The organism is Arsenophonus nasoniae DSM 15247, from assembly GCF_000429565.1.
Classification (GTDB): domain Bacteria; phylum Pseudomonadota; class Gammaproteobacteria; order Enterobacterales; family Enterobacteriaceae; genus Arsenophonus; species Arsenophonus nasoniae.
Window position 1 is genome coordinate 1 of the sequence record NZ_AUCC01000006.1, and the last position, 24111, is coordinate 24111.

The window sequence follows — 24111 nt, forward strand, 5'->3', positions numbered from 1 at the left end:
AGTATAGCTATGACCACTAAAAAATAGACGTTTCTTTAAGAGTCTGCTCCATAGCATTTTCTAATAATAATTTAGAATTACGCATTAATTTTCTAATTGAATTTTTAATTTTATGCCAATAATGTTCTATAGGATTTAAATCGGGAGAATAGGGAGGCAAGTAAATAAGCTTTATTCCAGCTGCTTGCATTAAGTTTTTAATTTTTTCTGATTTATGGAAAGAGGCATTATCAATGATAACCGTTTTTCCTTTCGTTAATTTAGGGATCAAAATATTTTCAATATATAGTTCAAATACCTGTGTATTACAGTGACCTTGAAACATGAAGGGCGCCATAAAATCTTGATTGCATAACGCGCCTATCATGCTAATTCTTTTTTTATAATGGCCTGGCTGTGCTTCATAATATCTTTTACCAATAGCGCTGTAACCATAGGGATAAAAATCATTATCATTCATCCCTGATTCATCGACAAAGACCCTTTGCTCAAGGCAAACAGCTTTTATTTCAGCTAAATAGGCCGCGCGTTTTTCTTCGCTTCTTTCGGCATAAGTTTGGCTCTTTTTTTTCTAGAATAACCTATTTTTTTCATCGCTCTTCCTATCGTTGATGAGCCTACACGATAAATTTCGGCCATTTCTACTTGCGTATAATCTCCATGGTGGGCAACAAATTCACGAAATTCATTTAAATCTTTTATTCCATGGCTATGTCCTTTTTGAAAACCTGTTTGTGGGTTTAAATGACCTTGAATTTTTTCTAAATAAAGCCAGTTATACAGCGTTTGTCTTGCTATATTAAAAATTTTGCATACTTTTATTTTGTTCATTCCTTCATGAACCGCTTTCACTGCACGTTCTCTTAGATCTACGCTATATGACATTGTTTTATACTTATTAAAGTATTTTATTTTAACAATAATTTTGACCATTTGTTAATGGGTAGCGCTATAAAATAACGGTGCTGGATTCAGAAGAGGCATTTGCTGAGTTTGTTCAAGCCGCTAAAAATGAAGGTTATCAAGTACCGATCAATGAACGTTGGCAAGGAATGCAAAATATTCGCCGTGCTTCTTATGAAGAGACTCGTTATAAGATTGAGCAGTATTATCGTAAATTGTCATTATAAGACAACAGTTGGCAACTAGCAGTCTTAAGTTATTACTTATGAGTGGGTAAATCAAAATGACGAGCCAGTATTGGAGCGGTAAAATCTTTCTTAAGGTAAAATCCACGCGGCATGGTCATTATTGGTTGCCCGTGTTTACCTATCCCTTCTGTTAGTGCTTTATTGTTAGCGGCTTTAGGACGAATTTGTAAAACTTGGCCATGGCGGGCGGTAATGTTTTCCACCTGGCCTAACACGATCATATCCATCAATTCTTCCCAATCTCTTTTAAGCAATTGCTCTTCTATTGGATTTGGACTCCACAGTAGTGGTGAAGCGACTCTTCTCTTTGCTAATGGAATTTGGCGCTCACCTTCAATTGGTATCCATAAAACCCGTGATAGCTTATGACGTACATGGCTAGAAAGCCAGGTTACTCCAGTATTACCAGTTAAAGGCGCCACACAAACGAAGGTTGTTTCTAATGGTTCACCATAGCGGTTAATAGGAATGGTTTTAAGCTCAATACCAAGATGAGCAAAATCTTGTTCTGCTTTGCTGCCGGCATTAGCACCTAAACAATATTCTAATAACTGACCTACCCAACCCTTTGCGCGCCTAAGATCGTTTGGCATAGCGATACTTGCATGATAAGCCAGTTCAGCCATTGTATAGCCCGCCAGACTTTTGGCTTTATTGAGTAAACTTTGTTCATCACCTGGGATCTGGGGAGAAAATTGCATAAATTATACCTGTATAAAAAATAGACAATTAAATTTGTACACACAGTAAAAATCTTAACATAGATCGCATAAATAAGAACAATTCATTGATAATCAAATCATTTTATCTAAGGTGGGCGAATTTTTTTTCTGTTATCCGTTTAATCGCATAGGTAATAAACAGGATCTTAGCTATAGTTATCCACAATTTCACTGGATAACTCTAACAAAAGACCTTTACTGGTTTAATTTACAGTCTTGACAGGTCGGTTTTTACTAAAAAACTCGGTTAGCTTGCTTAACAAAACAACGTATCCTGTGGATAAAATAGATATTGCTGAATCTTTGTTCATCCTGTTTTGATTGATAGCTATTTGAACTAATTTAATCTCTATCTGATCAATTAAATTCATTTATCTCTATGAAAAAAAACTATTAATTTTATATTTGGCAATCTATCGATTGAATAATTCATGAAATTATACCCTGTTTACTCTTGCTTTCTTCACATGGATATCCACAGAAAAAGTGAATAAATTATTAAATATAGCTTTCTATGTGGATAATTTTTCATTATTTAATAGATGAATTAAATGGTTTTTTACTAAATAAGATGGAATATAAGATTTAGTCATGCAATGAAAGTGAATATCACGACATTTTCTAAGCTTATAATTAATTAAAAAGAAAAAATAGCAGACCCTACCATCATAGAGACGTAGAGCCTGTTGTTTGAACTGTTATCGTAAAAATAGTGGTTGCTGCTCTTCATAGCGGCTAATTTCTGCTTCATATTGTAAAGTCAGTCCAATATTATCTAAACCATTCATCAAACAATAACGATGAAAATTATCAATGGTAAAAAAATAAGTTTTATCCTTAGCTATGACAGTTTGGCTCATCAAATCAATAGTGAATTGACAACCCTCATGCTGTTCAACAAAGTTAACTAGTTGATTAATTTCTGTTTCCTTTAATTTAATCGGTAATAATTGGTTGTTAAAGGCATTGTTATAGAAAATGTCGGCAAAACTCGGCGCAATAATGGTGCAAAAACCATAATCTGTTAATGCCCACGGCGCATGTTCGCGCGATGATCCACAACCGAAATTTTCACGAGTTAATAAAATAGTAGCACCTTGATAACGTAGTTTATTAAGGACAAAATCCGGATCAGGTTGTAGACCAAGATCATCCAGGAAACGCCAATCGTGAAAAAGGTGTTGACCAAAACCGACTCGAGTGACTTTTTGTAAAAATTGTTTTGGAATGATCACATCAGTATCAATATTGGCCATATCTAAAGCAGCCACTAAGCCAGTATGTTGGATAAATTTTTTCATTTACCAATTCCTATTTTGTTTGATCATTGTTGATCTTACGTATATCGATAAAATGGCCGTAGATAGCTGCAGCGGCCGCCATAGCGGGACTGACTAAGTGAGTTCGACCACCTCGCCCTTGACGCCCTTCAAAGTTACGGTTACTGGTAGAGGCACAACGTTCACCAGCAGCGAGGCGATCACTATTCATTGCCAAACACATTGAACAACCGGGTAAACGCCATTCAAAACCGGCATCGATAAATATTTTGTCTAAACCTTCGTGCTCTGCTTGTGCTTTTACTGGCTCTGAACCGGGAACAACAATAGCTTGTACATTAATGGCCACTTTATTGCCTTTTGCAATAGCGGCAGCAGAACGCAAATCTTCAATACGGGAATTAGTGCAAGAACCGATAAATACTTTATCAATTTTTATGTCAGTCAATTTGCTGCCAGCTTGTAATCCCATATAATTTAATGCTTTCTCAGCGGATGCGCGCTCAATTGGATCAGGCAATGAGCTAGGTGACGGTATAGGATGATCAATGGCAATTACTTGCGCTGGATTGGTCCCCCAAGTAACCTGAGGCGCAATTTCCGCTGCATCAATCGTTTTAATGGCATCATAATTGGCATTCGGATCAGACTTTAACGTTTTCCAATAGTTAACAGCTTGTTGCCAATGTTCTCCGGTTGGTGCAAATCGACGGCCTTTAATATAATTAAATGTGGTTTCATCGGGTGCAATAATTCCCGCTTTAGCACCCATTTCAATCGCCATGTTACAGATAGTCATTCGGCCTTCCATGGTTAAGTTTTCAATTGCCTTACCACAAAATTCAATAACATAACCCGTCCCACCGGCACTACCTATTTTGCCAATCATCGCCAGCACCAGATCTTTTGCTGTGATGCCATTAGCCAGTTCACCGATAACTTCAATTTTCATCGTTTTAGCTCGAGCTTGTTTTAAGGTTTGGCTGGCCAAAACATGCTCAACTTCCGATGTGCCAATACCAAAAGCTAATGCGCCGAAGGCACCATGGGTTGCGGTATGAGAATCACCACAAACGATAGTCATGCCGGGTAAAGTGATGCCTTGTTCTGGTCCCATAACATGGACAATACCTTGGAAAGGATGTTTTAAATCGTAAAGTGTGATAGCAAATTGCTGACAATTTTTTATTAAGGTTTGCATTTGAATGCGGGCCATTTCACCACTAGCATTAATATCTTTAGTTTGAGTAGAGACATTGTGATCCATGGTGGCAAAGGTTTTATTAGGTTGTCTGACCAAACGGTTATGAGCTCGCAAACCATCAAATGCTTGGGGTGAAGTAACTTCATGCAATAGGTGGCGATCGACATAAATTAATGGTGTTTCATTTGCCGTTTCATGGACAATGTGTGCATCGTACAATTTTTGATATAAAGTTTTCGCCATAATCTAAGCCTCTTGCATAATATAACGGGCAATAATACTGCCCATTTGATCAGTACTGACAAATTGCTTATCTAATGCCAAATCCTGCGTTCGATAACCTTGTAATAAGGTTTTATTGACGGCATTTTCTATCGCATCGGCAATATGTGGTTGATGCAGGCTATAACGCATCATTAGCGCTACTGATAAAATTTGCGCAATTGGATTAGCAATATTTTTACCGGCGATATCCGGTGCTGAGCCGCCAGCTGGTTCGTATAAGCCAAAATTTTGCTGATTTAAACTGGCGGAAGGTAACATCCCCATTGAACCGGTAATCATTGCACATTCATCGGAAATAATATCACCAAAAATATTAGAGCAGAGCAAAACATCAAATTGCGCAGGATTTTTAATCAACTGCATAGTGGCATTATCAATATACATATGGTTGATTTCGACATCAGGGTAAATTTTGGCAGTATCATTAACAACCTCTCGCCATAAAATCGAACTCTGCAATACATTAGCTTTGTCTATTGATGTTACTTTATAGCTTCGTTTACGTGCTGCTTGAAAAGCGGTATGCGCAATGCGTTCAATTTCAAAGCGATGATAAATTTCAGTATCAAAGGCTTTTTCATCAATGCCTGCCCCGACACGTCCTTTAGGTTGACCAAAATAGATCCCACCTGTTAATTCACGCACACAAAGAATATCAAAACCTTTTGCTGCCGTATCTGCCCGTAATGGACAAAAGTTATTTAAACTAGGATAAAGACGGGCAGGTCGTAGGTTGCTAAATAATTGAAAATGCTTGCGTAAAGGTAACAATGCACCGCGCTCTGGTTGACTATCTGGTGGCAGGTGTTCCCATTGTGGGCCACCGACTGAACCAAAGAGTATCGCATCTGCTTGTTGGCAACCTGAAAGTGTTTCAACGGGCAATGGCTGACCATGGCGATCAATAGCAATTCCGCCGACATCATATTCATGCGTTATGATAGTCAAATTAAACTGTTGGCCAATAGCAGCTAACACCTTATAGGCTTGGGCCATAACTTCCGGGCCAATACCATCACCCGGTAAAACAGCGATATTATAATTATTAGCCATATTATTGAGCTACCTCTGTATTGCAGTGATTTTTTTGTTTTTTGACCAATTCGGCACGCCAAATATTATTTAACACATGGATCATTGCCATGGTAGATGAGCCGATAATATCGGTTTCCAATCCGATACCATGAAAACGACGGTCGAAACATTCAGCGACAATATCAACTTGACCTAAAGCTTCATTACCTTGACCATTAGCGGATAACTGGTAAGAGATCAGTTTAATAGGATAATTTGCTATTTTATTAATTGCCTGATAAATCGCATCAACTGGCCCATTGCCTGTTGCTACGTCAGATTTTTCCTGACCGCCACAGATTATTTTTATCGTGGCAGTGGCAACCACATTTGAGCCGGATTGGACACTGAAATAGGTTAAACGGAAAAATTCAGGCTCTTGTTGTTGTTGATTGATAAAAGCTAAAGCTTCTAAGTCATAGTCAAAGATCTGGCCTTTTTTATCTGCTAAGCGCAAAAATGCTGCATATAACTGTTCTAAATTGTAATCTGTAGCTTGATATCCCATCTCTGTCATTCGATGCATTACTGCAGCGCGACCAGAACGGGAAGTCAGATTTAATTGCGTCTCTTTTATACCAATTGATGCTGGTGCCATAATTTCATAAGTTTCTCGATTCTTAAGTACACCATCTTGATGGATACCTGAAGAATGTGAGAAAGCATTACTTCCAACGATCGCTTTATTGGCAGGTATAGGGGCATTACATAACTTGCTGACTAATTGGCTGGTACGATAAATTTCTTGATGATTAATATTTGTCGTGACGGCTAACATTTTTTGGCGCACTTTAATTGCCATAATAATTTCTTCTAAGGCACAGTTGCCAGCGCGTTCTCCTAACCCATTAATTGTTCCTTCTACTTGTCGAGCACCGGCTTGAATTGCAGCAATAGAATTGGCTACCGACATACCTAAATCATCATGACAGTGGACAGAAATAATGGCTTTATCGATGTTTGGTACCCGATTAAAAAGATCTTTAATAATATTGCCAAACTGGGAAGGGATAGTATAACCAACGGTATCAGGAATATTAATCGTTGTTGCACCGGCATTGATCGCCATTTCCACTATCCGACATAAATTATCAGGCTCAGTGCGGCCGGCATCTTCACAGGAAAACTCTATGTCGTCTGTATAGTTTCTGGCATGCTTAATTGAGTGGCTAGTGAGGGCTAAAATATCATTAAATGAACGCTTTAATTTATGTTCAATATGTAATGATGACGTTGCTAAAAAAAGATGTAACCGGAAACTATTGGCAACGTTAAGTGCTTCAGCGGCAATATTAATGTCGTTATCAACACAGCGTGCCAAACCACATATACGGCTATTTTTAATTTCTTTGGCGATGGCTTGAACCGATTTAAAATCTCCTGGTGAAGAGACAGGAAAGCCAGCTTCAATGACATCAACGCCTAGACGTTCCAAAGCATAAGCAATTTGTAGTTTTTCTTTGATGCTTAAACTGGCTTGTAAAGCTTGTTCGCCATCACGTAATGTTGTATCAAAGATAATGATATTATTGCTCATACTGTTGGTTCCTTTATCGACTTCTTGGTTGTTATCGGTTTTTGGGTTAGTAAGTTTATAGAAAGTGCTATTTAGTAAGATTGGGCGCATAAAAAAACCCGCGCTTGTGCGCGGGTTCTTTTATGTGGGTAGATATTAATAACTTCGTTCACCCATAAGCATACCGCGCACTGAAAATGCGAGAAGTAGTAGGCTTAGTAGGTGAATAAAACGTGACATAAAACATTGACCTTATTAATATCAAAAATATTATCATATTTTTTATAACTAACTTATCTTAACCATTATGTCAATATTAAATAAAAATTAATTTTGTTACATGGTAAATTTTTTACTAGGATATATGGCTAATTTTTATATTTTTAATACGGTTTTTATCTATTCTTTTGATTCAAAAAACTGATAAGATTTCGTAAAAGATTAATTTTGTTGTTTTAATTTATTTCAGTAATGTTTCTTAATTATGAAGTGTAAAATTAGTTTAATAAAAATATATTAGGAAGTGTTTGTTATAAAAATGAGTAAAGGAAATATTGAATAAGCAATAATTTATTCTGTGATGAATCTGATAATTTGTTGTGAATAATAAGAATTGAATAATTTTATTATGAATTCTACCACGCTTTGTTTTATCATCTAATTGAAGGATTAATAGATGGATATTTAATTTTATTATTTATTGATTATGTGAATGTTGAAGGATAATAATTTTATAATTAGGGCTTTGGTAGAAATGATTTTTAAACTGATCAGTTAATGTTAAGGCATGGAAGCTAAAATCATTTAAAAAGTTAAATGGTTCGCTTAATTTATTTTAATGAATTTAAGAATAAAACAAGATACCTAAGTTAATAATTAATTAGGTTAATTTTTTATTTTTATTCATTAAATATACATATATATCAAGAGGGGTAAAATAATGACTGACTACAACACAGTTTCAGCAACGAAAAAAGAGCCAAGCGATATTCATTTGCGAAATGTTGATTTAAATTTATTAACGGTTTTTGATGTAGTTATGCAGATGCAGATGCAGAATGTGACCCGTGCAGCACAAATTTTAGGGATGTCACAGCCTGCTGTCAGTAATGCTGTATCGCGTCTGAAAGTGATGTTCAATGATGAGCTTTTTGTTCGTTATGGCCGAGGTATTCAGCCAACTTCACGTGCTAAGCAATTATTTGGTCCAGTTAGACAGGCATTACAATTAGTACATAATGAATTACCTGGCGCAGGATTCGAACCAGAGCAGAGTGAACGAGTATTTAAATTATCAATATGTAGCCCACTAGATATTCGTTTGGCAGCTAGTATTGTTGCTCGAGTTAAGCAGAATGCACCAAATATTGACGTAATTATCCAATCTTATCTTGATGATAATATTGCCCATCAATTAAAATACCAAGAAACAGAATTTGTTATTAGCTATAACGAATTTGATAAACCTGAATATCATCACCATCCATTATTTAATGATGAATTAGTTCTAGCTGTGTCTAATAATCACCCCAATATTAAAAATACAATTTCTAATGATATATTACAGCATGAAAAACATGCTGTTGTCTCCATGGATAATATGGGTTCTTTTAGTAAACCCTATTATCATAATAGCGATCTTTTTCATTCTATTATTTACCAAGGAACAGATTTAAATAGCGTATTAAATATTGTTTCTCAGACTCATTTTGTCGCTATTGCACCAAAATGGCTTGTTGAATATTATTAGAGTCAGTTAAATTTAAGATCGGTTGAATTACCCTGGGAAAGAACAACACGTCCTTGTTATTTGATCTGGCATGAATCAACAACGCGAGACAAAGGACATAAGTGGATGAAAACGCAATTAGGACAACTGAGTAACTAATAAATAGAATATTTTTTCGTATAATCAGTAAATAAGTCGACAGGAACAGATAATAACGTTTGAATTAAAGATAGCTTGTAAATTATCCTATTACAATTATCAAATTGATATATAAAATATTTTTCTTTTATAAAAGCACTTTTATGCCAAGTCATTGTTACGTTAGTATGGATTTGGTGTGAATGTGTTTTTTAATTTCATTAAAACCTCTTTTTTTATCTAACAATTATGTATAATGCCGCTATTAGCTAACAGCTGTACGCTGAAATTATTTTTTATAACTTTAGCTAATATGACCTGTTGTCATTAAATAATCATATTTGGTAAATAAAGTTCACTAAGGGAAGTTATTTTGACTATTGAGAATTTGCATTCTTATCATTTAGTTAACCAGTTTCAGCAAAAGATTAATTCGCCAATTTTGTCTAATAGAGTTGCTTTTAGGCAATGGTCAGCAACTCATCAAAGTCAATTAACTTGGCAAGAAATTGGCCAAAAAACAGAATCTATTTCTTTAGCATTACTTGAATTAGGGGTGAATGTACAAGAAAATGTTGCTATTTTCGCGGATAATAGTATGAATTGGTCTTTAACCGATCTGGCTATTTTACAAATCCGGGCAGTGACGGTGCCTCTCTATTCAACCAGTAATGTCACTCAAGCTTCCTATATCTTAAATAATGCTAATATTCGTATTCTATTTGTTGGCGATCAAGTTCAATATGATGTTGCTAAATTGTTATTTAAATTATGCCCTAAATTGACCGATATCATTGTTTTTAATGAATATATTGATATTTCTGACTGCCCAAAAGCTTACTCTCTATCGACATTAATGCAGAAATCTTCCCCCCAATTTTTAACCGAATTGAAACAACGGATTGCACAATATCAATTAAGTGATTTATTTACATTAATTTATACTTCGGGCACAACAGGTGAGCCAAAAGGAGTGATGCTTGATTATGCTAATATGGCGGCACAGCTTTATTTACATGATGAACGTTTGACCTTAACTGAGTCGGATATTTCACTCTGCTTTTTACCACTTTCTCATGTTTTTGAGCGAGCCTGGAGTTTTTATGTTATGCATATTGGCGCACAAAACATCTATTTAACAGATGCCCACAGTGTTCGAGAAGCGATGGTTGCGGTAAAACCTACGGTGATGTGCGCGGTGCCCCGTTTTTATGAAAAAGTTTATGCCGCTATAAATCAGAAAGTTTCCAAAGCATCTTGGCTAAGAAGAGCACTTTTCAATTGGGCGCTTCGTCAAGGTAAGCGTCAAGTAGCCTTAGTTCAACAAGGAAAAAAAGGCAACTTGTTACATCGTTTTTTTTATCGTAATGCAGATAAATGGGTATTAACTAAATTAAAAATGATTTTAGGTGGCAAATTGCGTTTTTTACCTGCCGCTGGTGCTCATCTTGATGATGAGGTTATTCGTTTCTTTTTAGCGGTCGGGATTAATATCAAATATGGTTATGGTATGACTGAAACTTGTGCAACGATTTCTTGCTGGGAAGAGAATAGTTATTGCTTAGGTTCGATTGGTACGCCATTATCTGATATTCAGGTGCGTATTGGTCAGGAAAATGAGATCCAGGTTAAAGGGCCTATTGTGATGAGAGGTTATTTTAATAAACCAATAGAAACAGCACAGGCATTCACCCAAGATGGTTGGTTCAAAACAGGAGATGCGGGTAGGCTTGATGCAGTCGGCAACTTGTTCATTACCGAACGGTTAAAGGATTTAATGAAAACCTCTAATGGTAAATATATTGCTCCTCAGCTGATTGAAGGTGCATTAGGTCAAGATCGTTTTATTGAACACATTGCAGTAATTGCTGATGCCCGTAAATTTGTTTCTGCACTTATTGTTCCTTGTTTTGATTCGCTGGAAGAGTATGCCCATTCAATTAATTTGAAATATCACTGTCGATTAGAACTATTACGTAATAGCCGTATTGTTGAACTTTTTGATTTACGCCTTAAAGAAATGCAAAAGAATTTCGCTAACTTTCATCAGGTAAAACGTTTTACTCTATTACCCATTGGTTTTTCTATGGAAAATGGTGAGTTAACCCCTACCTTAAAATTAAGGCGTAAAATCATCGCCCAACGATATCAGCGTGAAATTGAATCCATGTATCAAGACTAAATTCTGCTAATTTTTTCATGGTGGAAAAAACAAATTTTGCGGTGAAAATATCTCTTCAGCAAGTTAAAATAGAGCAACATTTATTGTCTCAAGCTTTTGGGACTTTTCCTGTTAGCAAAAGGGGTCATCAACGTGAAATTGGATGAAATTGCCCGTCTAGCTGGAGTTTCCCGTACAACCGCCAGTTACGTTATCAATGGTAAAGCTAAACAGTATCGAGTCAGCGATAAAACTGTTGAAAGAGTGATGTCTGTTGTTAAGGAACATAACTATTATCCAAATGCGGTCGCTGCTGGGTTGCGAGCTGGCCGTACCAATTCAATTGGCTTAGTGATCCCGGACTTAGAAAATAGCAGTTATACTCGGATTGCCAATTATCTTGAGCGCAATGCGCGTCAATGTGGTTATCAGTTACTTATTGCCTGCTCTGAAGATCAACCTGATAACGAAACACGGTGTATAGAGCACTTATTAAAGCGTCAGGTGGATGCAATCATTGTTTCTACCGCTTTAGCACCTGAACATCCTTTTTATCAGCGCTGGGCTAATCGTTCATTACCCATTATTGCTTTAGATCGCGCATTAGAACCGCAGCATTTTATTAGTGTTGTAGGCGATGATTTACAAGATGCCAAAATGTTAGCAACTGAATTACATAAATTTTCAGTTGAAAAAGTTCTCTATTTAGGCGCGTTACCTGAGCTTTCAGTTAGTCTATTACGTGAACAGGGATTTAGAGAATCTTGGCAAGAAAATTCAAATTCAGTCACTTATTTATATGCTAGTAGTTACGAACGCCATGCTGCTGAAGAAATATTTGCGCAGTGGCTACATTATAATGAAATGCCGAAAGCATTTTTTACCACATCATTTTCTCTGTTACAGGGCGTAATGGACGTGATGTTAAAGCGTGATGGACGATTAGCTAGTGATATTGTGATTGCAACTTTTGGTGATAATGAATTGTTAGATTTTTTAACCTGCCCAGTATTATCTGTTGTGCAACGTCACCAAGCTATTGCTGATAAAGTAATAGAATTGGTATTAGCGAGTTTAAGTGAAAATAACAAGCCAAGTATTGGTATAACACGTATTCAACGTGACTTATGTCGAAGAGGTAGCTTAAGTCGTAAAATTTAACTTAAGTTGAAAATATCTAATCAAATTTTAAAAATGCGCTATTAAAATGGCGTATTTTTAAAAAATTAATAAACTAATAACAATAAATGGCAATAATTCAGATAATTCTTAATAAAATTGTTTCGAATATTAAGATTTAGACATAAAATAGTCACGGACAGATATAGAATATTTTTCTATTCAACGTATGGAATTTATACGATTAGCAAAATAAAAAATTACTGTGTATTTATCAGTATGTGTAATATACTGATAAATAATACAAATTTTAAAATTGCGCTGAAAATAATTTTGGGGAAGTTTGATTAATTGTTATTTATATGGATAAAGTGTTATCTGAAAGTTGATTTAAAATGAAGCATTGGTTGTATATCTTAGTTTTTAATTCATTTTTTGCGAAATAAATAAGTTTCGGCAGTGAATATAAGTATAAAAATTAATTTATTCAATTTTATCATAATGTTAATTGTTTTTAATTTTTTACTCGTCAGAAAACCCACCTAATCATCTTCCAACATTATTCTGTAAATAAAACTAAAGCTCTGTTGCTCTTGCTTGACAAGATTTTCATACCCTTCGTAAACTCTATAGTAAGTGGGAAATTGTGGTGTAATGTGGTGATTTTTGTAATATAAGGGTTGAAGAGATATGTTTCGTGGCGCAACACTCGTCAATCTCGACAGCAAAGGGCGATTAACTGTGCCTACGCGTTATCGCGGTATGCTGAGCGAGGAGTCGGAAGGGCAGATGGTTTTTACTATCGACCTTCATCAGCCATGCCTATTACTTTATACATTACCTGAATGGGAAATTATTGAAAAAAAACTATCACAACTTTCTACTATGAATCCGGCTGAACGTCGTGTTCAGCGTTTATTACTTGGACATGCCAGTGAATGTCAGATGGATAGTGCAGGTCGTCTTTTGCTCGCTAATACCTTGCGACAACATGCAGGGCTCAAGAAGGCAGTCATGCTGGTTGGTCAAATTAATAAATTTGAGTTATGGGATGAGCAGACTTGGTATCAGCAAGTACAAGCAGATATTGAGGCTGAGCAGAGCGCAAATGAACCATTATCAACGCGGTTACAGGATCTATCTCTTTAATATGGCAGACAGTCGATTTAAACATATCAGTGTGCTTCTTGATGAAGCAGTCAATGGATTGAATATAAAAGCAAATGGTATTTATGTTGATGGTACATTTGGCCGGGGAGGGCACTCGCAATTAATTCTCTCTCGGTTAGGCAGTAAAGGGCGTTTGATAGCGATAGATCGTGATCCACATGCAGTGGCAGCCGCTGAAGAAATGATTACTGATAACAGATTTTCAATTAAACATGGTTCTTTTTCTCAGTTACAAACATTTATTGCACAAGAGGGATTAGTTGGCAAGATTGATGGCGTACTGCTTGATTTAGGTGTTTCATCACCGCAACTAGATGATCCAGAGCGAGGTTTTTCTTTTATGCGTGATGGACCATTAGATATGAGGATGGATCCGACAACAGGTCAATCTGCTGCACAATGGTTGATGAAGGCGGATGAAGCAGATATAGCCTGGGTATTGAAAACTTATGGTGAAGAACGATTTGCCAAAAGAATTGCAAAAGCGATTGTGGCTCGTAACCATCATTCAGCGGAGGAACCATTAACACGGACAAAGCAACTCGCAGAATTGATAGCACAAGTCAGCCCGTTTAAGGAAAAACATAAGCATCCAGCAACGCGATCGTTCCAGGCAATCCGCATATATATCAATAGTGAATTGGAGGAAATTGCAAAAGCGCTAGAGGGTTCATTAAATATATTGGCACCACAGGGACGGCTATCGATTATTAGTTTTCACTCATTGGAAGATAGATTGGTTAAGCGTTTTATCCGAGAGCATAGCCGGGGACCAAAAGTCCCAGTCGGATTACCATTAACCGATGTGCAATTAAAAGCAATTGGTAGCCCTATATTGAAAGTGTTAGGCAAAATGAAACCGACCGAAAGAGAAATTATTGAAAACCCACGAGCAAGAAGCTCCGTTGTGCGTTTTGCTGAAATGTTGGAATGATAATGACAGCGGAAAAATATAGCTTAATTAGGATCATTGCTTATGATATTTTTCGCCACGGAGCTGTCCCATTGATTCTGTTGATAGTGATTATTATATCAGCGATTTCAATTGTTACAGTCAGTCACCAAACACGGTTATTAACGGCGCAAAAGGATTTGATGACAGAAGAAAAAGAATCATTAGATATAGAATGGCGCAATTTGATTTTGGAAGAGAACTCCTTAGGAAATCATAGTCGAGTTGAGCGCCTTTCGGTAGAAAAGCTACAAATGATCCATGTAGATCCGACGCAAGAACATATTGTGATTGCAAAATAGTTTAGTAAATAGGTAAACAACATGAAGCCTGCGCGCTCAGTGAAGTATAGAAGACGGTACGAAGAAAAAGTTAGCTATGTTAGCTGGCGTTTCTTGCTATTGTGCGCGGGCATAGGATTGGCATTAATTGGTCTGATTGTTCGTGTTACTTACCTGCAAGTTATTAATCCGGAAGAGCTTGTTAGGGAAGGTGACATGCGCTCGCTTCGCGTTCAGAAAGTGACGGCTGCACGCGGCATGATAAGTGATCGTGAGGGGCGACAGTTGGCAGTAAGTGTTCCGGTTTATGCTATTTGGGCTGATCCGAAAATAATTTATGAAAATGGTGGATTAACCAATGATGAACGTTGGCAAGCTTTAGCGGATGAGTTAAGGATACCACTTGAACAAGTCAACCATAAAATTAGTCTTAATTCTAACAGTCGGTTTGTCTATTTAGCTCGTCAAGTCAATCCATCGGTTGGTGAATATGTTGGTAAATTAAAAATAGCGGGTATTTATTTACGTAAAGAGTCGCGTCGTTATTACCCATCTGGTCCAGTTGCCGCACATTTGATTGGAGTGACTGATATTGATGGGCAGGGAATTGAAGGAATTGAAAAAAGCTTTAACTATCTGTTAACTGGAGCGCCAGGTGAAAGGATAGTGCGTAAAGATCGTTATGGGAAAGTTATCGAAGATATTTCTTCCATTGATAGTCAGGTTGCCCACGACTTGGTATTAAGTATTGATGAACGCATACAGTCGTTGGTTTATCGTGAATTAACCCGCAGTGTAATGGAAAATAAAGCCGAATCGGGTACCGCTATTTTGGTAGATGTTCACACGGGTGAGGTATTGGCAATGGCCAATAGCCCATCCTATAACCCGAATAATCTTGCGGGTACCCCAACTGAAGTCATGCGTAACCGTGCGATCACCGATGTATTTGAGCCCGGCTCAACGGTTAAACCGATGGTGATTGTCAGTGCATTGAATAATGGAATTATTAAAGCCAATAGTGTGTTAAATACTCAGCCCTATATGATTAGTGGTCATGAAATTAAAGATGTAGCAAGGTATAGTGAGTTATCTGTTACCGGTATTTTACAAAAATCAAGTAATGTTGGTGTTTCAAAATTAGCATTAGCGATGCCTGCGGATGAGGTGGTGGATGTTTATGCTCGTTTTGGTTTAGGTAAACCAACAAATTTAGGATTAATTGGGGAAAGTAGTGGCATCTTTCCTAATAAAAAAACGCGGTGGTCTGAATTTGAAAGGGCCACCTTTTCTTTTGGTTATGGGTTAATGGTTACACCATTACAGTTAGCGCGAGTTTATGCAACAATTGGTAGTTTTGGTATTTATCGTCCGCTATCAATAACAAAAGTTGATCCGCCGGTATCAGGTGCGCGTATTTTCCCTGAGGGAATTATGCGGACAGTGGTTCGCATGATGGAAAGCGTCGCATTGCCTGGTGGTGGGGGCGTCCGAGCCGCAGTGAAGGGTTATCGAATAGCGATTAAGACAGGTACAGTAAAAAAAGTCGGCAATGATGGTCATTATATTAATCAATATATTGCTTATACGGCTGGAGTTGCACCGGCAAGTAACCCTCGCTATGCCCTGGTTGTGATTATCAATGAACCCACTGCGGGGAAATATTACGGTGGTGCTGTTTCTGCACCCGTATTTGGAACCATTATGGGTGGCGTTTTACGTTTAATGAATGTAGAGCCTGATGCATTGACCTCAGATGATAATGAATTAGTAATTAACAAGATAAAAGAGGATACAGGTGGCAGATCGTAATCTACGCGATTTACTTGCACCACTGGGTGTTAACGCGCCAGATAAGGTGTTACGAGAAATGACGCTTGATAGCCGTAAGGTAGCGGCAGGAGACCTATTTTTAGCAGTTAAGGGCCATCAAAAAGATGGACGGCAATATATTTCTCAAGCGATAGCGCAAGGTGTTGCCGCCATTATTGCTGAAGCAAAAGGAGAGACAGAAGCTGGGACGATTCGATATATGCATGGCGTTCCTGTCATTTATATTAATGATCTAAATAATCAATTATCACTGTTAGCAGGCGAATTTTATCAACATCCAGCGGCAAAGTTGCGATTGATTGGTGTAACAGGAACTAATGGTAAAACAACAACTACTCAGCTAATTGCTCAGTGGGCAAAGGGATTGGGCGAAGTTAGTGCCGTAATGGGCACAGTGGGTAACGGAATATTAGGACAGATTGTACTTAGTGAAAATACCACCAGCTCAGCGGTTGATGTTCAGGCTGAATTGCAGTTGTTGCTGGATAAACAGGCTACTTTAGTTGCGATGGAAGTTTCCTCCCATGGTTTAGTGCAAAGCCGTGTTGCGGCTATTCCTTTTACCGCGGCTGTATTTACTAATTTAAGTCGTGATCACCTTGATTATCATGGTGATATGCAAAATTATGCAGCGGCAAAATGGTTATTATTTTCAACCCATAAATCTGATAAACAGATTATTAATGTGGATGATGAGACGGGTTTGCAGTGGCTTGAAAAATTACCACAGGCATGTGCCGTTTCGATGGAAAATCGTATACCTACTGATTGGCAAGGTGCTTGGATGTTAGTAGAGCAAGTTGATTATCATGATCGTGGAGCGACTATTCATTTTAATTCAACTTGGGGAAAAGGCTCGCTTAAAAGTCCCTTGATGGGGGCTTTTAATGTCAATAATGTTATGTTGGCTATGGCAACACTGTTAATGATGGGTTACCCATTTGAAGCGGTAATAAAATCATCGCATGCCATACAACCAGTTTGTGGACGAATGGAAGTCTTCACTTCACCTGGACGGCCAACTGTTGTGGTCGATTATGCTCACACTCCTGATGCGCTCGAAAAAGCATTAAGTGCGCTACGTCTGCATTGTCGTGGCAGACTTTGGTGTGTATTTGGTTGTGGCGGTGATCGCGACAAGGGTAAACGTGCATTGATGGGGAGTGTGGCTGAACAGTATGCTGATATTGTGGTAGTAACCGATGATAATCCACGTAGTGAAGAGCCAAAAGCCATCATTAATGATATTTTAAGCGGTTTTCTTGACGCGGGTCGGGCAATGCCGATTGTCGGGCGCGTGGAAGCGGTTACCAGTGCGATTATGCAGGCAAATGCTGATGATGTCATATTAATTGCCGGTAAAGGGCATGAAGATTATCAAATTATTGGTGATCGGCGGCTTGATTATTCCGATCGCTTGACGGTAGCACGATTATTGGGGGTGATGGCATGATCCCTATTTCATTAAAGCAATTGGCTACTGTGACACAAGGCACTCTGCAGCAAATAGATGAACAGCAGGCTGGCAGCTTATGGCTTAATGCGGTAACAACGAATAGTCGCCAGCGGCCCATTAAGGGTTTGTTTATTGCTTTAAAGGGTAAACATTTTGATGGTCATCATTTTGCTGAACAGGCTACTATAGCGGGTGCTAGCGCATTGTTAGTTGAGCGACCGCTAACCATTCACTGCCCACAAGTTATAGTTGAAGATACGCGCTTAGCAATGGGAAAATTAGCCGCTTGGGTTCGATCGCAAAGCAAGGCTAAAGTTATTGGACTAACGGGTTCTTCTGGCAAAACCTCGGTTAAAGAGATGGTGGCCGCCATTCTAACTCAATCCGGCATGACACTTTTTACTGAAGGTAATTTCAATAATGATATTGGTGTACCATTAACGTTATTTCGTTTGACGGCAGAGCACGAGTATGCAGTGATTGAAATGGGAGCTAATCATATTGGTGAAATTGCCTATACAACTAATATGGTTAGACCGGATAGCGTATTAGTCAATAATTTATTTGCTGCCCATCTTGAAGGTTTTGGTTCATTAACGGGTGTTGCTAAAGCAAAAGGCGAGATTTTTCAAGGATTAGCGGAACAAGGAACGGCGGTTATTAATTTGGCTAGCCATGATTGGAAAAATTGGCAATCGTATTTTAAACAACAGCAAACCCTATGGCGTTTTTCGCTAACAAAACAGCAACAGGCTGATTTTTATGCGGAAAATATTGCAATTAAATCAACAGGTAGCGAATTTGAGTTGCATACACCGATCGGTGTGGCCTCAATATTTTTAGCCTTGCCAGGTAAACATAATATTGCCAATGCATTAGCGGCTAGCGCGTTAGCAATGTCAGTGGGGGCAACCCTTGAGCAAGTTAGTCTTGGATTGGCACATGTTCAGCCAGTATCAGGTCGTTTATACCCGATTTATTTAGCGCCCGGTAAGCTTATTTTAGATGACACTTACAATGCTAATACCGGCTCTATGATTGCCGCCGCCGATGTTTTGTCCCAAATGCCAGGCTACCGTATCTTGGTTGTTGGTGATATGGGGGAATTAGGCGATAAGACTGAAAAATGTCATCAGGAGGTCGGCGTGGCGACTCGCCAAATGAAGCTTGACCGAGTGTTAAGTGTCGGTCAACAAAGTGTCATTATTAGCCAACAGAGTGGTTGTGGTGAGCATTTTGCTTCTAAAAAAGAGTTAATTGCGAAACTGATCCCATTAATAAAAGAACACGAAACCGTATCAGTTTTAGTTAAAGGTTCGCGCAGTACAGCAATGGAAGAAGTTGTACACGCCTTACAGGAGTGCTTTTTATGTTAGTCTGGTTAGCCGAATATTTAGTTAAATATTTTTCTGGCTTTAATCTTTTCTCCTATTTGACATTTCGGGCTATTACCAGTTTGTTAACGGCTTTGGTGATTGCGCTATGGATGGGACCCCATTTGATTTTCTATTTGCAAAAATTACAAATAGGTCAGGTTGTGCGTGATGAAGGTCCCGAATCGCATTTTAGTAAGCGTGGTACGCCTACCATGGGAGGCGTATTGATTTTATCTTCTATTGTAATTTCAGTCATGCTATGGGCGCGGTTAAATAATCCCTATGTTTGGTGCGTACTAGTTGTTTTATTGGGATATGGCGTTATTGGTTTTATTGATGATTATCGTAAAGTGGTGCGTAAAAACGCTAAAGGGTTGATAGCTCGTTGGAAATATTTCTGGCAATCCTTATTAGCTCTGGGTGTCGCATTTGTTTTATATAGCACAGGTAAGGATACGGCAGTCACGCAATTGGTTGTACCCTTTTTTAAAGATGTCATGCCACAACTGGGTCTGTTTTATATTTTACTGACTTATTTTGTCATTGTCGGCACAAGTAATGCAGTTAATTTAACTGATGGATTAGACGGTTTAGCGATTATGCCAACGGTTTTTATTTCCGCCGGCTTTGCACTAGTGGCTTGGGCAACGGGTAATTTCAATTTTGCTAACTATTTAAAAATTCCTTATATCAATCATGCAGGTGAATTAGTCGTGGTTTGTACGGCAATTGTTGGTGCCGGTTTGGGATTTTTATGGTTTAACACCTATCCTGCGCAAGTTTTTATGGGTGATGTTGGCTCTTTAGCATTAGGCGGTGCATTAGGAACGATTGCAGTTTTACTACGGCAAGAATTTTTATTATTGATTATGGGTGGGGTGTTTGTCGTTGAAACCTTATCGGTCATTTTACAAGTGGGATCATTTAAACTGCGTGGCCAACGCATTTTTCGCATGGCACCGATCCATCATCATTACGAATTAAAAGGCTGGCCTGAACCTCGAGTTATTGTGCGTTTTTGGATCATTTCATTAATGTTGGTATTGATTGGATTAGTGACATTAAAGGTACGTTAATAATGGTTAATTATCAGGGCAAAAAAGTTGTCATAATCGGGTTAGGCCAGACAGGTCTATCTTGTGTCGACTTTTTTCTCTCTCGCCAGGTTGTACCACGCGTGATTGATACCCGAATAACACCACCAGGTAAAGACAAATTGCCTGCCGAAGTCGACTGTCACTGTGGCAGTTGGAATAATGAATGGCTGATGGCAGCTGATTTGATCGTCGTTAGCCCAGGTATTTCCCTTGCTACCCCAGAATTAAAAATAGCAGCAGATAAAGGGATTGAAATTATTGGTGATATTGAGCTTTTTTGTCGCGAAACGCACAAACCTATCGTGGCTATTACTGGCTCTAATGGTAAAAGTACGGTTACAGCACTAGTTGGCGAAATGGCAAAAGCAGCTAATTGGCGAGTGGCAATTGGTGGTAACATTGGGACGCCGGCTCTGACATTATTAGCCAAAGATTATGATTTATATGTATTAGAGCTTTCCAGTTTTCAACTTGAAACAACATCCAGTTTAAAGGCAGCGGTAGCAACCATATTGAATGTGACAGAAGATCATATGGATCGATATCCGTCTGGCATTCAACAATATCGTGTAGCTAAGTTACGAATTTATGCTGGCGCTAAAATTTGTATTATTAATCAACAAGATCCACAAACCTGGCCATTGCGCGGTCGTGATGCTCGTTGTATCAGTTTTGGCATTAATAGCGGCGATTATCAATTGAATACCCGTTGCCAAGAATTACAAATAAAAGGGCAGCCTATTATTAATACCGCTGAAATACGGTTAGTTGGGCAGCATAACTATCTTAATGGAGTGGCTGCCCTGGCTTTAGCTGATGCAGTGAATATTCCGCGTAAAGCCAGTTTAGCGGCATTAACTCAATATGCAGGCTTGCCCCATCGTTGCCAATTAGTTCATCAGCATCTAGGTATTCAATGGGTAAATGATTCTAAAGCAACCAATGTTGGCAGTACGGAAGCAGCTTTAAAAGGTTTACAAGTCGCTGGTACGCTTTATTTATTATTGGGTGGGGAGGGGAAATCGGCAGATTTTTCACCATTAAAACCTTATATCTCAGCAAAAAATATTAAATTATGCTGTTTTGGCCGTGATGGTTATCAATTGGCACAGTTAAAAGCAAATAGTTTGCTACTAGATACAATGGAGCAATGTCTACGGGTCATCGTACCTGAATTGAAAGCCGGTGATATGGTACTTCTTTCACCGGCTTGTGCCAGCTTCGACCAATTTCGTAATTTTGAGCAACGGGGTGAACGGTTTAGCCAATTAGCGAAGGAATTAGGTCAATGATGATATTCAACTTCAAACAGCTGAAAAATTGGGCCAACGGTGAGCCTGATAACGATGTGCTGGATACGATCCTTTATGATCGTACTTTAGTTTGGCTAACATTAGGTCTAGCTATAATCGGTTTTATTATGGTGACATCAGCTTCGATGCCGGTTGGGCAGCGTTTAACTCAAGATCCTTTTTTCTTTGCAAAACGAGATGTTATCTATCTTATTTTATCATTTGCTTTAGCTTTATTAGTCTTAAATATGCCAATGATATGGTGGGAAAAATATAACTTTTTATTATTAATCACCGCCTTAATACTGTTATTAGTGGTACTGGTTGCCGGAAGCTCAGTTAATGGTGCTTCTCGTTGGATTAATACCGGGATTGTTCGTATACAGCCGGCTGAGGTCGCAAAATTAGCCCTGTTTTGCTATGTCTCCAGTTATTTAGTTAGAAAAACTGATGAAGTACGAACACGATTTTTGGGCTTTATTAAGCCGATGTGCATTCTAATATTGATGGCTATTTTGCTGCTATTGCAACCTGATTTAGGTACAGTAATTGTATTGGTTGTGACCACTTTAGCATTGCTATTCCTTGCGGGCGCTAGATTAGCGCCGTTTATTATTGGTATTGTTATTTGTGCGGTAGGTGTTATTGGCTTGATTTATTTTGAACCTTATCGTTTACGTCGAATAACCTCTTTTCTCAATCCATGGGCAGATCCTTTTGGCAGCGGCTATCAATTAACACAATCTTTGATGGCTTTTGGGCGTGGTGAATTATGGGGCCAAGGTTTAGGTAATTCTATTCAAAAATTAGAATATTTGCCTGAAGCACATACTGATTTTATTTTCTCGGTTTTAGCCGAAGAACTCGGTTATATCGGTGTTGTGTTAGTACTTTTAATGTTATTTTTCGTTGCTTTTCGCAGCATGATGATTGGCAAACGGGCGTTAGATGCAACGCAACATTTTTCGGGTTATTTAGCTTGTTCAATTGGTATCTGGTTCACTTTCCAAGCATTGGTTAATGTTGGCGCAGCAGCAGGCATGTTACCAACTAAAGGATTGACATTACCGTTAATTAGCTATGGTGGCTCTAGCCTATTAATTATGTTTATTGCCATTGCTATCTTGTTACGTATCGATTTTGAAACACGCCTTAAGAGAGCGCAAGCATTTGTAAGGAGAACGAAATGAGCCAACCAAAACGCCTCATGGTGATGGCAGGTGGTACCGGAGGACATGTTTTTCCGGGACTGGCGGTGGCTGATTATCTAAAGCAACAAGGCTGGGATGTACGTTGGTTAGGAACTGCTGACCGGATGGAGGCAGATTTAGTTCCAAAGCACGGCATTGAAATTGAATTTATAAACATTTCAGGTTTACGTGGTAAGGGTATTAAAGCATTGCTGATCGCGCCGTTTAAAATTATTAAAGCAATAAAGCAGGCAAAAGTGATTATGCAGCGTTATCAACCTGATGTGGTATTAGGTATGGGGGGATATGTTTCTGGCCCAGGCGGCGTGGCTGCATGGTTATGTAATATTCCAATTGTACTGCATGAGCAAAATGGGGTAGCAGGCTTAACCAATCGTTGGTTAGCAAAAATTGCCAAGCGTGTTTTACAGGCATTTCCAAGTGCGTTTCCTAATGCTACGGTAGTCGGAAACCCAGTTCGTGAAGCAGTATTAGCATTACCTGAGCCTGAAGAACGTTTAATTGATCGTGATGGCGCTATTCGAATATTAGTGATAGGTGGTAGTCAAGGAGCAAGAGTTTTAAACCAAATATTACCCGAAGTCGCTGCTCAATTAGATGGAAAAGTGACCATTTGGCATCAAGCAGGTAAAGGTGCTCAACAAATGACGGAAACTTTATATAAAAAGTTATGCGGTAAATCAGATAATTATAAAGTAACTGAATTTATTGATGATATGGCGGAGGCTTATGCCTGGGCTGATATCATCATTTGCCGCGCTGGTGCTTTAACGGTTAGTGAGGTCGCTGTTGCCGGCTTACCGGCAATTTTTATTCCTTTCCAGCATAAAGATCGGCAGCAGTATTGGAATGCATTACCGTTAGAAAAGGCAGGCGCAGCGAAAATTGTTGAGCAGCGGCAATTTTCAACCGATGTGTTGGTAAAACTTTTAAATCAATGGTCGCGCCCGCAGTTATTAGACATGGCGAAAAAAGCTAGAGCGGCATCAGTTACTGATGCAACTAAACGTGTGGCGGCAGCCTTAATTGAAGTTGCTAAATGAAATCGATTTTGCATTGAATAA

Annotated in this window: 20 protein-coding genes and 1 pseudogene; 14 read left to right on the forward strand and 7 right to left on the reverse strand. The window is 38.4% G+C overall.

Features of this window, described 5'->3' with window-relative positions; translation table 11 throughout:
* Nucleotides 1-16: 16 nt before the first annotated feature.
* Nucleotides 17-508: an IS630 family transposase gene (locus tag G468_RS0102450; RefSeq protein WP_026821750.1), complete on the reverse strand. Its 492-nt coding sequence runs from the start codon at nt 506-508 to the stop codon at nt 17-19.
* Between the two features lie 5 nt (nt 509-513).
* A complete protein-coding gene (locus tag G468_RS23370; RefSeq protein WP_034249224.1) occupies nt 514-885 on the reverse strand; it encodes an IS630 transposase-related protein in 372 nt (123 codons plus the stop codon).
* 77 nt (nt 886-962) lie between these two features.
* Between G468_RS23370 and G468_RS23620 the strand changes: the two genes are divergently transcribed.
* Nucleotides 963-1130, forward strand: a complete 168-nt coding sequence (locus tag G468_RS23620; RefSeq protein ID WP_155846967.1) for a hypothetical protein — start codon at nt 963-965, stop codon at nt 1128-1130.
* 32 nt (nt 1131-1162) lie between these two features.
* Here the strand turns inward: G468_RS23620 and mutH are convergent, their stop codons facing one another.
* From mutH to leuA, 5 genes are all read right to left on the reverse strand, one after another.
* Nucleotides 1163-1852 (reverse strand): DNA mismatch repair endonuclease MutH, encoded by a 690-nt coding sequence (gene mutH / locus G468_RS0102465; RefSeq protein ID WP_026821752.1) that lies wholly within the window; start codon nt 1850-1852, stop codon nt 1163-1165.
* A gap of 719 nt (nt 1853-2571) precedes the next feature.
* Nucleotides 2572-3174: a 3-isopropylmalate dehydratase small subunit gene (gene leuD / locus G468_RS0102470; RefSeq protein ID WP_026821753.1), complete on the reverse strand. Its 603-nt coding sequence runs from the start codon at nt 3172-3174 to the stop codon at nt 2572-2574.
* Between the two features lie 10 nt (nt 3175-3184).
* Nucleotides 3185-4600, reverse strand: a complete 1416-nt coding sequence (gene leuC, locus G468_RS0102475) for a 3-isopropylmalate dehydratase large subunit (protein ID WP_026821754.1) — start codon at nt 4598-4600, stop codon at nt 3185-3187.
* A 3-nt stretch (nt 4601-4603) separates the two neighbouring features.
* The gene (gene leuB, locus G468_RS0102480) at nt 4604-5695 is read right to left on the reverse strand and encodes a 3-isopropylmalate dehydrogenase (RefSeq protein WP_026821755.1); all 1092 of its coding nucleotides are present in this window, start codon (nt 5693-5695) and stop codon (nt 4604-4606) included.
* A gap of 1 nt (nt 5696) precedes the next feature.
* Complete coding sequence (gene leuA / locus G468_RS0102485) at nt 5697-7253, reverse strand: 2-isopropylmalate synthase (protein WP_026821756.1); 1557 nt, start codon at nt 7251-7253, stop codon at nt 5697-5699.
* A 919-nt stretch (nt 7254-8172) separates the two neighbouring features.
* Between leuA and leuO the strand changes: the two are divergent.
* The 13 genes and pseudogenes from leuO to murG all read left to right on the forward strand — a co-directional run bounded on the left by leuO (nt 8173) and on the right by murG (nt 24090).
* Nucleotides 8173-9120, forward strand: a pseudogene (leuO, locus tag G468_RS19530) (transcriptional regulator LeuO).
* 349 nt (nt 9121-9469) lie between these two features.
* Nucleotides 9470-11281: an AMP-dependent synthetase/ligase gene (locus G468_RS0102495; RefSeq protein ID WP_026821757.1), complete on the forward strand. Its 1812-nt coding sequence runs from the start codon at nt 9470-9472 to the stop codon at nt 11279-11281.
* A 132-nt stretch (nt 11282-11413) separates the two neighbouring features.
* Nucleotides 11414-12421 (forward strand): catabolite repressor/activator, encoded by a 1008-nt coding sequence (cra, locus tag G468_RS0102500; protein ID WP_026821758.1) that lies wholly within the window; start codon nt 11414-11416, stop codon nt 12419-12421.
* Between the two features lie 648 nt (nt 12422-13069).
* Nucleotides 13070-13528 carry a division/cell wall cluster transcriptional repressor MraZ gene (gene mraZ / locus G468_RS0102505; protein WP_026821759.1) on the forward strand — a complete coding sequence of 153 codons (459 nt, stop codon included), beginning with the start codon at nt 13070-13072 and terminating at the stop codon, nt 13526-13528.
* A gap of 1 nt (nt 13529) precedes the next feature.
* Nucleotides 13530-14483 carry a 16S rRNA (cytosine(1402)-N(4))-methyltransferase RsmH gene (gene rsmH / locus G468_RS0102510; protein WP_026821760.1) on the forward strand — a complete coding sequence of 318 codons (954 nt, stop codon included), beginning with the start codon at nt 13530-13532 and terminating at the stop codon, nt 14481-14483.
* A 2-nt stretch (nt 14484-14485) separates the two neighbouring features.
* Nucleotides 14486-14803 carry a cell division protein FtsL gene (ftsL, locus tag G468_RS0102515; protein ID WP_081700608.1) on the forward strand — a complete coding sequence of 106 codons (318 nt, stop codon included), beginning with the start codon at nt 14486-14488 and terminating at the stop codon, nt 14801-14803.
* A gap of 21 nt (nt 14804-14824) precedes the next feature.
* Complete coding sequence (gene ftsI, locus G468_RS0102520; protein WP_026821762.1) at nt 14825-16594, forward strand: peptidoglycan glycosyltransferase FtsI; 1770 nt, start codon at nt 14825-14827, stop codon at nt 16592-16594.
* Nucleotides 16581-18068 (forward strand): UDP-N-acetylmuramoyl-L-alanyl-D-glutamate--2,6-diaminopimelate ligase, encoded by a 1488-nt coding sequence (gene murE, locus G468_RS0102525; protein ID WP_026821763.1) that lies wholly within the window; start codon nt 16581-16583, stop codon nt 18066-18068. Before ftsI ends, murE begins: the two co-directional genes overlap by 14 nt.
* Nucleotides 18065-19447: a UDP-N-acetylmuramoyl-tripeptide--D-alanyl-D-alanine ligase gene (gene murF / locus G468_RS0102530; RefSeq protein ID WP_026821764.1), complete on the forward strand. Its 1383-nt coding sequence runs from the start codon at nt 18065-18067 to the stop codon at nt 19445-19447. The genes murE and murF overlap by 4 nt, the downstream gene beginning before the upstream one ends.
* The gene (gene mraY / locus G468_RS0102535; RefSeq protein WP_026821765.1) at nt 19441-20523 is read left to right on the forward strand and encodes a phospho-N-acetylmuramoyl-pentapeptide-transferase; all 1083 of its coding nucleotides are present in this window, start codon (nt 19441-19443) and stop codon (nt 20521-20523) included. Before murF ends, mraY begins: the two co-directional genes overlap by 7 nt.
* Before the next feature lie 2 nt (nt 20524-20525).
* On the forward strand, nt 20526-21836 hold the full coding sequence (murD, locus tag G468_RS0102540) for a UDP-N-acetylmuramoyl-L-alanine--D-glutamate ligase (protein WP_026821766.1): 1311 nt from the start codon (nt 20526-20528) through the stop codon (nt 21834-21836).
* Nucleotides 21833-23026, forward strand: a complete 1194-nt coding sequence (gene ftsW / locus G468_RS0102545; protein ID WP_026821767.1) for a cell division protein FtsW — start codon at nt 21833-21835, stop codon at nt 23024-23026. Before murD ends, ftsW begins: the two co-directional genes overlap by 4 nt.
* On the forward strand, nt 23023-24090 hold the full coding sequence (murG, locus tag G468_RS0102550) for an undecaprenyldiphospho-muramoylpentapeptide beta-N-acetylglucosaminyltransferase (RefSeq protein WP_026821768.1): 1068 nt from the start codon (nt 23023-23025) through the stop codon (nt 24088-24090). The genes ftsW and murG overlap by 4 nt, the downstream gene beginning before the upstream one ends.
* The last annotated feature ends 21 nt before the right edge of the window (nt 24091-24111 follow it).

What these genes read in the sequence shown, in the direction of transcription:
- rsmH (WP_026821760.1), top strand. Translation starts at nt 13,530, where the DNA reads ATGGCAGACAGTCGATTTAAACATATCAGTGTGCTTCTTGATGAAGCA.
- leuC (WP_026821754.1), bottom strand. Translation starts at nt 4,600, where the DNA reads ATGGCGAAAACTTTATATCAAAAATTGTACGATGCACACATTGTCCAT.
- mraY (WP_026821765.1), top strand. Translation starts at nt 19,441, where the DNA reads ATGTTAGTCTGGTTAGCCGAATATTTAGTTAAATATTTTTCTGGCTTT.
- ftsL (WP_081700608.1), top strand. Translation starts at nt 14,486, where the DNA reads ATGACAGCGGAAAAATATAGCTTAATTAGGATCATTGCTTATGATATT.
- G468_RS23370 (WP_034249224.1), bottom strand. Translation starts at nt 885, where the DNA reads ATGTCATATAGCGTAGATCTAAGAGAACGTGCAGTGAAAGCGGTTCAT.
- leuA (WP_026821756.1), bottom strand. Translation starts at nt 7,253, where the DNA reads ATGAGCAATAATATCATTATCTTTGATACAACATTACGTGATGGCGAA.
- ftsW (WP_026821767.1), top strand. Translation starts at nt 21,833, where the DNA reads ATGATGATATTCAACTTCAAACAGCTGAAAAATTGGGCCAACGGTGAG.
- ftsI (WP_026821762.1), top strand. Translation starts at nt 14,825, where the DNA reads ATGAAGCCTGCGCGCTCAGTGAAGTATAGAAGACGGTACGAAGAAAAA.
- leuD (WP_026821753.1), bottom strand. Translation starts at nt 3,174, where the DNA reads ATGAAAAAATTTATCCAACATACTGGCTTAGTGGCTGCTTTAGATATG.
- murG (WP_026821768.1), top strand. Translation starts at nt 23,023, where the DNA reads ATGAGCCAACCAAAACGCCTCATGGTGATGGCAGGTGGTACCGGAGGA.
- mutH (WP_026821752.1), bottom strand. Translation starts at nt 1,852, where the DNA reads ATGCAATTTTCTCCCCAGATCCCAGGTGATGAACAAAGTTTACTCAAT.
- leuB (WP_026821755.1), bottom strand. Translation starts at nt 5,695, where the DNA reads ATGGCTAATAATTATAATATCGCTGTTTTACCGGGTGATGGTATTGGC.
- murD (WP_026821766.1), top strand. Translation starts at nt 20,526, where the DNA reads ATGGTTAATTATCAGGGCAAAAAAGTTGTCATAATCGGGTTAGGCCAG.
- mraZ (WP_026821759.1), top strand. Translation starts at nt 13,070, where the DNA reads ATGTTTCGTGGCGCAACACTCGTCAATCTCGACAGCAAAGGGCGATTA.
- murF (WP_026821764.1), top strand. Translation starts at nt 18,065, where the DNA reads ATGATCCCTATTTCATTAAAGCAATTGGCTACTGTGACACAAGGCACT.